Raw genomic sequence first — 8654 nt, 5'->3', positions numbered from 1 at the left:
CGGCCAGAGACAGCGCCCCGGTGCGCGGCGGTCCGGCGTCGCCGGGGCGCTGTCTCTGGCCGCCATCCTCGCCATCGCTCTGGCCGCGTTCGAGGGACTGCAGACCTGGATCCAGGAGTCCGGGCCGCGCCGGGCGGAGGCAGCCGCGCACCAGCGCGAGCTGGAACTGCTGGCCGCGAAGGCGACCGCGGACGCCACCCGGCACCACGCGGAAGCCGACCGCGAACACGCCCGCGCCCGCCGTGTCCCCTCCAGCCATGACTACGGCCGCAGCACTCTCGGACGCGGCCCTGGCGGTACGGGAAGGGGCACAGGCGGCGTCGGTCCGGGCAGGTCCGGAACGGGCCGCACAGGGCCGCACAGCGGCTCCACACAGCACCGTTCCGGGACAGGCCCCGGCGGTCGGTCGTCTCCTGGCACCGGCCGGAGCGATGGCCATGCGGGTGCGGGCTCAGACTCCCGCCGAAACGGGTCCGGCTCCCGTCGAAATGGTCCCGGGGCTCACCGAAATGGTTCTGGATCGGATCGAAACGGCTCCCTGCGGGACCGAAACGGCGGCGGAGGCAGCCGAAATGACGGCGGCTCCGGCCGAAAGGACGGCTCCGGGAGCACCCGGCGCTCGGCCGGTTCGGGCAGGGGTCGCGGGAGTGCGGGCACGGACGGGAGCGGACGCCGCCCCGCCCGCCGCGCCGTCGCGGACTGGTGGGGCAAGGGCAAGAAGAGGCCCGACGGCCCCGGCCCGGACAAGGGTGCGAAGGACTCCGTCGGCAAGGGAAGTAGGGGCGGGCCCGGCGCGGCGGATACGAAAGCCGCGCTCCGCAACGCGGTCAAAGCGAGCAAGCCGGGGCCGACGTTCTGGGAGAAGGCCGGCGACCGGCTCGAAGACCGGTGGCGCAAGCGCCGTTCCAGCACCGACGCCCCCACCACCGGCGGGGGCGGCAAGGACGGCGGCGCCAAGGGCCGCAGCACCGGCAACGACGGCTGGACACCGCCTGGTGACCGGGGAGGTTTCCGCGAGGCCGTTTTCGATGCCGTGAACGACCGGTGGAGGAAGCGGCGCGAACGCTGGACGGCCGACGACGGACCGCATTCTAAGCCGAACCCGTCTCGGGGGCGCGGGAGGGCGGACCGCACCGCCAACCCGGGGCCGTCGTCCGGCCCCAGCGCGTCCGGCCCGGGCGCTTCCGGCCCGGGCGGGCCCGGTGCCCACTCCGGGTACGGGCAGGCGCGGTCCTCACCGTTCGACGCCGACACCGAGCCCAGCGTCACGATCATCGTTGAGCAGGTGGACCCGCCCGGCGCCCACGCCAAGCGGTGGGAGCCCGACGCGATCGGCCCCGCCCCCAAGGCGCTGCCCGCTCAGAGCCAGCCTGCCCTGCCCCGCGCTCCGCAGCGACCGGCCGGGCCACGTCCCGGCACCACCCGCAGAAAGGACCCCATCCCCATGCCCGCACGCCCCGCGAGGACTGCCGCCGCGCCGGCTCCAGTCACCGCCTCGGTGCCTGCGCCGGGAGGCATGGCCGCCCAGCACGCCACCGACATCACCCTGGACGACGCACTCAAGGCCCTGACCCTGCTGACCACGGCCGGGATGGAAACCTACGATGACTGCGCCCAGCTCGCCCGCCAGGCCCGCCGCCTGCTGAACGAACTGGAGACGATGGCCGCCGACCTGGCCACCACACACAACGTGAGCGGCAAGCGAACCACCCGCGCCCTGTCCGTGCTGATGGAGAGCGTCGGCGAACTCATCCTGTACGCCGAACGGATGGCCCGCGCCGCGCTGGCCGCCGCGGAAACCGCCGAGGCGGAAGAGACGGCCATGGCCCGGGACTACCGGCCGACCCAGGACGCGACCGTCGACGCCGGCCTCGCCGCGCCCAGCGCGCGCATCCACAACGAAAACTGACAGGAGGAGCTCCTGTGGGAGAGATTGCCCCCGCCGTCAGCGCGGACGGAGACGCCAACGGCTACACCGCCGTCCACACGAAACTGACCGCGCTGCAGCGTGCCGCCGCGCAGCTCATGGAACACGCCGAACGCGTCGCCCTCCGCATGCGCGCCAACGCCCGCGCCGCTGTCACTGTGGCCGACCTGAGCGCCGCCGCCCAGGTCGATGCCCGGCATGTGGCCCTCATCAGCGAGGTGGCCACCTCGTTCGGTCGGGTGGTCGGCGGTGCCCGCCGCCTGAGCAGCGCGGCCGACTCGATGCATCAGGCCGCGGGCCACCTCAAGAGTGAGCACCAGGCCGAGTACGGCGGCGTCCATGCCGCCGTCACCGCTTCCAAGGCGCGCCAGGCCAAGCCCGGCTTCTACCGGCCGCAGTAACCGCCCGCCACATCACCACCGTGGGGCCGCACCCGACCACCGGGTGCGGCCCCACCGCTTTCCACCCACTGGCCACGCCGGACGCCGTACCGCCCCCTGCGGGCGGTGCCGCGTCCAGCACGACCAGCGGCCCCAGCCACCGCACGGAAGGACCCGTCACCGATGAGCACGCTGCCCACCCGCGCCAAGGCAGAGATGGCCGCCTACGGGGCATCCGCCGCCGCCCTCGCCTACGTCCCCTCCATGGAGCTCCTGCCCGCCCACGCCACCGCCGCCGCGATCAGCGGCGGCTGCGTGTGGTGGCTCTACCGCAAGGTCAAGACCCGCGACTTCCGCTGTACGATCCGCACCGCCCAGCGCGTGCTGGGACCGGTCACCGGCGGCGCCGTCTACGCCGCCGCCGCGATCGTCCCCGGCCACTCCTGGTGGGAACCGGTCACAGCACTGGCATGGGGCGGCCTCATGTCCGCCGCCCTGCCCATCACCCGCTCCACCTGGACCCCGCCCAACACCACCGCTGCCACCTACCCGCCCGGCTTCCGCGGCCTGGTCATGCAGATGTGGGACACCGCCGAAGTCGCCCCCGGCACCTGGCTGGAGAACATCGAGCAGACCATCGACGCCGCACACCCCGACTTCACCGCCCACGTCGTCGCCCCAGCCGGCAAGCCCGTGCCACGCATCGACCTGGTCGACGTCGCCGCCTGCTTCGGCTACCCCGTCGGCTGCGTCGCCCTGGACGAGATTCCCGGCACCGGCCCGGGCCGCCTGCGCCTCACCGTCACGCCCACCGCCCGCCGCGGCAGCGGCAGCATCGAGGAGATGTGGGCGGCCAAGGTGGCCCGCCCGGGCGGCGCCATCCCCGGCAGCGAGATTGTCCGCGTCGAGCAGCTGCCCGCGCGCGGAGACCTTCCCGCCCGCGGCATGATCCTCGCGCAGGTCGATGCGGGCGAGGTCGCCCGCATCAACCACGGCCAGCTCTGCTCCGCGTTCGGTGTGGAGCCCGAAGAGCTGCGTCTGGTCGCTGAGGCACGGGGCCGTGAGGCGCTGGTGACGCTGTACGAGACGGCGCCGCTGAAGAGGGCTCGCCGCGCCACCCGCGAGCTGCTCACCCTGGACGCCTACGGCCGCTACACCATCGGCACCGCCCACGACGGCAGTGACGCCAAAGTGCACATGCAGTCCGCGGCCGGCACCCTGCACGGCTTCCTCGTCGGCGTCACCGGCTCCGGCAAGACCGTCACTCTGGCCCTGATGTGCGCGGCGTGGGCCCTGGCCGGCCTGACGAACTGGGTGACCTCAGCCCGCCCCGACGCGCAGATGAGCGCGGTCGGACGGCACATCGACCGCCAGAGCGCCGGCCCGGTCTTCACCTGGTGGATGCTCAAGGCCGCCATCGCCCTGATGGACATCCGCGGCGACATCAACGCCGAGGTCGGCCACGACTTCTCCGCCCACTCCCCCTACCCGGGCCTGGTCCTGGTCCTCGACGAGTTCAACTCCCTCGTCGGCGACGAGACCTTGGGTGACGACATCGCCCACATGACCGACGTCCTCGCACGCGAGGGCCGCAAGTTCGGCATCGGCATCGTCTTCGCCGGCCAGTCCCTCAACCTGTCCAAACTCGGCGGCGAAGCCTCCCTGCGCGACCAGGTCCAGGGCGGCATCGGCGTCGTACTGCGCATCGCCAGCTCCTCCGGCGGCATCGCCGCCCGCCAGGCCACCGGCGGACTCGCCGGAGACGTCGACCTCGCCGACATCCCCGACCGGTTCAACGCCTCAAGTTCCCTGCTGGACCGCATGCACGGCATCACCGACGACGTGCCCGGCGACCCCACCCACGGCGTCGGACACACCGTCACCGGATCCGGCGCCACCATGATGCGCAGCCTGTACGTCCACCTGCCCAAGGACGGCAGCCCCGACGGCCTCGGCGACATCTTCCCCGCTGACGGTTCCATCAACTGCCTCACCGACCGGGAGATCGACGCACTGACCGAGCTGGGCCTGTGGCACGACTGGACCATGCCCCCGCCAACCGGAAAGGACGACGGCGCGGGCGCCGTACTGCCGCCGCAGCCCAGCGGGATCGGCTCATTCGCCCCGCCCCCGGCACCGCCGAAGCCCCGCACCGTCAAGGACAAGGTCCTCGCTGCGGTCGACCGGCAGATGACCGCCAAGGAGATCCGCGCCCAGGTCGATGCCGCCGCCGGGAGTGTCCGCAACGCCCTGTCCGACCTGGTCACCGAAGGGCGCCTGCAGCAGGTCGACCACGGCATCTACGCGCCTGTCGACCAGGACGCCGCGACTGCTGTCGAACAAAACGTGCAGGCAGCTCAGTCGGCCTCCACACCGGATGGGGTGGACGGCACCCTCGTGGTGGAGGCCGCCAGTCTCGTCATCAGCAGCCAGTTCGGCTCGCAGTCGATGGTGCAGCGCAAGCTGCGGGTCGGCTTCGCCCTTGCCGGGCGCCTCCTGGACGCCCTGGAGGAGCGCGGCATCGTCGGCCCCGCCGATGGCAGTAAGGCCCGCGATGTCCTGGTCGCCCCGGACGTTCAGGACGAAGTCCTGCGCGAGCTGCGCGCCGACTTCGTCCTCGCCGCCGACGACTGACCCTTCCCCTCCCTCGCCGTCGCCCCCAGCAACCGCCGAGGGCGACGGCGTCCCGCCTGGCATCCGTCCGGGCTACACCATCCCGCCTCATCCCATGGAAGGAATCACCCCGTGATCGTCTCCGTGTCCGCCGCGCTGCTCCTGGCCGTCGTCGTCATCGTGCTGCTGCGCCAGCGCGCCGTCGGCATCGGCTCCGCCTTCGCGTGCACAGCCTTCGGGTTCTTCCTCGCCTCCACCGGCATCGCCCCGGCCATCGAGGCGTTCCTGGCCGGCCTTGCCCGTCGCGCCATGCTGGTCTGACGGGAGACTCCGATGGCCGCCTCACCCCACACCGTGCCCGTCCGGAACGACCAGCAGACGCGCCCGGCACCCGCGCCCGGCGCCCTGAGCCTGGACGCACGGCTGGCCGCTGCAGAGGCGGCCATGACCGTCCGACTGGACGAAGCCGCTGTCGCACACGAAGTGCGCACCGCCCACATCAACACCCAGCCCGTCGACCTCACTGACGTCATCACGGTGCCGCTCACGCCGACACTCCAGCCGCAGCCACAGCAGCTCCCCGCCACTCCGGTCGCCGCTCTCCTCGAGCGGGCCCGAGCCCGGATGGAAGCCGACGGATGGTGCGCGGGGGCGCTGACCGACAAATCCGGCGCGGTCTGCCTGCTCGGAGCGATCCGCAGGGAAGCTGGCGGCGACCGCGGTCTGGAAGCCGACGCCGCATCCGTCGTCCTAGACGCGATCCGCCGCCGCTTCGGCGACCACGTCGAATCCGTGCCCTCCTTCAACGACGCCCACGGCACAGGCCGAATCCCGCTGCGCATGCTCGACCAAGCCGTCAGTCTTGCCGACGCCCGCGGTCTGTAAGCCCCGCACCGGCCACGACGGTTAGTCAGCGGGTGTCCAGGGCGGAGGCGGGCTCGTGCTTTCCCCACCGCAGTTCCAGCACTCGAAGAAGTCCGGCACCTGGTACTTCTGCGTCCACCACGAGACGACGGGCTCGCCCCACACCACGCACTCGGTACCGCACCAGCCGCACACAAAGACGAACTCCACGAGTGCTCTCCCCCTCATCTCGCCCCTGACGGCCAGCATGCCCGGAAAGCCACGTCAACGCTCCGCCGATTCCGGCGCGCCTCAGCACTGACCCGGTAGCCCTGTCCGGTCCTTGCCCCGCCCCTACGCGGCGGGTGCGGACCGGAGAGGCTGCCCGGCCCTCCCATCTCACCCTCACGCCCCCGTCAGCGGATCCGTCCGTCGGCGGGACGCAGCACTGCCCGCCCTCAACCCCGCTGGAGGACACACCGTGCTCATGCCCCGCCCTCGCCGCCGGATCGGCCGGCCCCGCCCGCAGCGCCCCGGCCTCCGCTACCCGCAGCGCCCCGCCCGGCTCCCCGGTACCTGGAGCAGGTGATGGCCGACCAGGACCAGGACCTGGTCGACGTCGACCTGTACGCCCCCGGCGACGGCTCCTTACCGGTCTTCCGGTGGAAGCAGGCGGGGCACGCGAACCTCGCGACCCGCCGCCAGCTGCGGGAGATGGGACTGCGCCCCGGCGGCCAGGAGCCCGTTGCCCGGATCGAATGCCGCGGCGGCAAGCGCTTCGCGTGGCTGTACCGGATCGACCTGGCGAAGCCGAAGCGCCCGATGACCCTCGCGAAGGAAGCCGCGCTCGACAAGGCCATGGCCGCACGCCAGACATGCGGCATCTGCCGCCGGCGCTACTTCCACTGCCTCCCGCTCAAGACCTTGGGGTCCTGCCTGGAGTGCTTCGACGGCACGCCCCCCGACCCCGCCTCCTACATCGCTCCCCCGGCCAAGCACCTGCTGGCCGCCTGATCCGAGAGGACCACCGCCCATGAGCACCGCTGTCCGCGCCGCCGCCTTCACCGAGCCCGACCGCCCCAAGAACCTGCTGATCCGGTTCATCACGGTCGGCGGCAGCTACGTGGACGTCACCGGCCCCGGCGAGCACTCGTACAAGAACCGCTGGAACTGCCACGGCTGCGGAGACTCCTCCGACCGGCCTGAGGAAGACTTCCTGTTCTGCATCCGGCCGGACGCCAACAGCCACGCCGCCAACTGCCGCGCCATCCCGCTGCGGTGACCGACTGCCGTCTGCGCGCCGCCTTGCTGCGCGCCGCCGCCGTCCCGCTCGCCGCAGCGACGGCCGCCGCCGCGCTCAAAGCCGGCCACTGGCGGCTGTACGCCGACCGGCGCCGCATCGAACTCAGGCCTCAGCCTCGCCGCTCCTGCCCCGACTGCCAGGGCGCAGGCGGTTGGTGGGTCGGCGGCGTGAACCCGGAGATGGAGGAGTGCGGCTGCTGGTCGAACCGGCCCGAGCTGCGCGTCCGGCTCCTGCCCGTCCCGGCCTGGCCGGACAACGAGCCCCCGTTCTGAACGACCCGACCCCGGCCACACCGGTCGGGGTCGGACCGCCGGGTGGTCGCGCAGCAGCAAAGGGCCGGCCACCCCGCTCCCTCACCTCTTCGAGATCAAGGAGACCTCCAGCATGCCCCGTCTCACCACTGAGCGTCTGGCCCTCTTCGGCACTCTGCTGGCCACCTTCGGCGAGCTGCACCCCCTGTGCGACCACTGGGTCCAGGGCTCGAAGACGGCGATGCACAAGCGCCTGTACGGCGAGGACCTGGTCCACGCCGACGGCTCCCCCGCCACGCCGGACTCCACCCGCCCGACCATGACCACCAGTGCCCTCGGGCGCCGCGCGGTGGCCTGCCACGTCGCCTCGTACACCGCCGTGCAGCTCGGGGCGACCGTCGCACTCACCCGCACCTTCGGCTACCGCGTCACGCCCACCGCGCTGCTCACCGGCGCGGCCATCAACGCCGGAACGCACGCCGCGATCGACCGCGGAGCCGTTTTGCTGTGGCTGGCCAAGAAGACCGGCAAGACCGGCTATATCGAGCACTGCAAGGCCGCCCGCGTCGACGACGACGGCAAGGCCACCTCGGAGCTCACCGGTCCGGGCAGCGCGTGGATGGAGCTGGACGCGGCCCTGCACCGCTCCATCGGCATCGCGGCCGCCGCCGTCACCACCTGGCTCACCACCCGCCCCGGCGCCCGCCGGTGAGCCGCACCCGCCTCGAACGCGTCCGCGCTGCGGCCAGCATCGCCTCGCTGGCCCTCCAACAGATCGAGGACAACCTCAGCGCCGACGACATCGACCAGGAGAAGCTCGCCGCGATCCTGCGCGAGCTCATCGAGGACACCGACCCGCCCGGCGGCTTCCTCACGGCCGTCGCGCAGCTGCTCACCGCCGCCGCACGCCGCGCTGAGCAGATTGAGCCCGACCGCGACGGAGACGCCTCCTGCCTCGGTCAGCAGTACCTCACCCTCGCCCTGCGCACCGACGTCGACGGCGAGGGCGACGTCGGGTTCGACGTGCTGGTGCCGTGCCCGCACGACGACGAATGCGACGGCTACGCCTGGGTGCCCGCCTACAGCGTCACCTGCCTGTTCCGCGCGCTCAATGGCGACCTCGACGACGACGAGGACATCGTCTGCACCGTCCACGGCCCCAACAACGGCGACGACCAGGACGACGACCCCGACGGGCGCGCCGACCTCGAGGAGCAGGTCCTCGAAGCGATCCGAGGCTGACGGACCCTCCGTGCTGCCCCGGCCCCGGCCCACCGCACCGGGGCCGGGGTGGTCGCGGTGGCCCCTCAACCGCCGCGATCACGAGAGGAGACGGA

General features: G+C 72.6%; 10 protein-coding genes and 1 pseudogene. 10 read left to right on the top strand and 1 reads right to left on the bottom strand.

Annotated elements, in window-relative coordinates; all coding sequences use genetic code 11:
* A partial coding sequence (locus tag CCN29_RS35890) for a hypothetical protein (protein ID WP_442538367.1) occupies positions 1 to 259 on the bottom strand: 259 nt, incomplete at its 3' end.
* A gap of 1257 nt (positions 260 to 1516) precedes the next feature.
* Between CCN29_RS35890 and CCN29_RS14025 the strand changes: the two genes are divergently transcribed.
* The 10 genes and pseudogenes from CCN29_RS14025 to CCN29_RS13970 all read left to right on the top strand — a co-directional run.
* A complete protein-coding gene (locus tag CCN29_RS14025) occupies positions 1517 to 1909 on the top strand; it encodes a hypothetical protein (protein ID WP_086682151.1) in 393 nt (130 codons plus the stop codon).
* Between the two features lie 14 nt (positions 1910 to 1923).
* Entirely contained in the window at positions 1924 to 2328 is a 405-nt protein-coding gene (locus tag CCN29_RS14020; protein WP_086682148.1) for a hypothetical protein, read from the top strand.
* 162 nt (positions 2329 to 2490) lie between these two features.
* Entirely contained in the window at positions 2491 to 4941 is a 2451-nt protein-coding gene (locus CCN29_RS35885) for a DNA translocase FtsK (RefSeq protein WP_442538366.1), read from the top strand.
* A 111-nt stretch (positions 4942 to 5052) separates the two neighbouring features.
* Positions 5053 to 5241: a hypothetical protein gene (locus CCN29_RS14010; protein ID WP_086682145.1), complete on the top strand. Its 189-nt coding sequence runs from the start codon at positions 5053 to 5055 to the stop codon at positions 5239 to 5241.
* Positions 5242 to 5253: 12 nt separating this feature from the next.
* On the top strand, positions 5254 to 5805 hold the full coding sequence (locus CCN29_RS14005; protein WP_086682142.1) for a DUF6197 family protein: 552 nt from the start codon (positions 5254 to 5256) through the stop codon (positions 5803 to 5805).
* A gap of 546 nt (positions 5806 to 6351) precedes the next feature.
* Positions 6352 to 6777 carry an RRQRL motif-containing zinc-binding protein gene (locus CCN29_RS13995; RefSeq protein WP_086682136.1) on the top strand — a complete coding sequence of 142 codons (426 nt, stop codon included), beginning with the start codon at positions 6352 to 6354 and terminating at the stop codon, positions 6775 to 6777.
* Between the two features lie 19 nt (positions 6778 to 6796).
* Positions 6797 to 7045, top strand: a complete 249-nt coding sequence (locus CCN29_RS13990) for a hypothetical protein (RefSeq protein WP_086682133.1) — start codon at positions 6797 to 6799, stop codon at positions 7043 to 7045.
* On the top strand, positions 7042 to 7338 hold the full coding sequence (locus CCN29_RS13985; RefSeq protein WP_086682130.1) for a hypothetical protein: 297 nt from the start codon (positions 7042 to 7044) through the stop codon (positions 7336 to 7338). Before CCN29_RS13990 ends, CCN29_RS13985 begins: the two co-directional genes overlap by 4 nt.
* Positions 7339 to 7450: 112 nt before the next feature.
* Positions 7451 to 8029 carry a hypothetical protein gene (locus tag CCN29_RS13980; RefSeq protein ID WP_086682127.1) on the top strand — a complete coding sequence of 193 codons (579 nt, stop codon included), beginning with the start codon at positions 7451 to 7453 and terminating at the stop codon, positions 8027 to 8029.
* A gap of 242 nt (positions 8030 to 8271) precedes the next feature.
* Positions 8272 to 8559, top strand: a pseudogene (locus tag CCN29_RS13970) (ATP-binding protein); the annotation flags it as partial.
* Positions 8560 to 8654 lie beyond the last annotated feature (95 nt).

The sequence above is a fragment of the Streptomyces pseudogriseolus genome (assembly GCA_002154585.1).
Classification (GTDB): Bacteria; Actinomycetota; Actinomycetes; order Streptomycetales; family Streptomycetaceae; genus Streptomyces; species Streptomyces pseudogriseolus.
The sequence above is the reverse complement of the archived record's forward strand: the minus strand, read 5'-3'. Positions and strand labels throughout refer to the sequence as shown.

Excerpts from the sequence above, each read along its gene's own strand:
- CCN29_RS14025 (WP_086682151.1), top strand. The coding sequence starts at position 1,517 with ATGGCCGCCCAGCACGCCACCGACATCACCCTGGACGACGCACTCAAG.
- CCN29_RS35885 (WP_442538366.1), top strand. The coding sequence starts at position 2,491 with ATGAGCACGCTGCCCACCCGCGCCAAGGCAGAGATGGCCGCCTACGGG.
- CCN29_RS14005 (WP_086682142.1), top strand. The coding sequence starts at position 5,254 with ATGGCCGCCTCACCCCACACCGTGCCCGTCCGGAACGACCAGCAGACG.
- CCN29_RS13995 (WP_086682136.1), top strand. The coding sequence starts at position 6,352 with ATGGCCGACCAGGACCAGGACCTGGTCGACGTCGACCTGTACGCCCCC.
- CCN29_RS13990 (WP_086682133.1), top strand. The coding sequence starts at position 6,797 with ATGAGCACCGCTGTCCGCGCCGCCGCCTTCACCGAGCCCGACCGCCCC.
- CCN29_RS13980 (WP_086682127.1), top strand. The coding sequence starts at position 7,451 with ATGCCCCGTCTCACCACTGAGCGTCTGGCCCTCTTCGGCACTCTGCTG.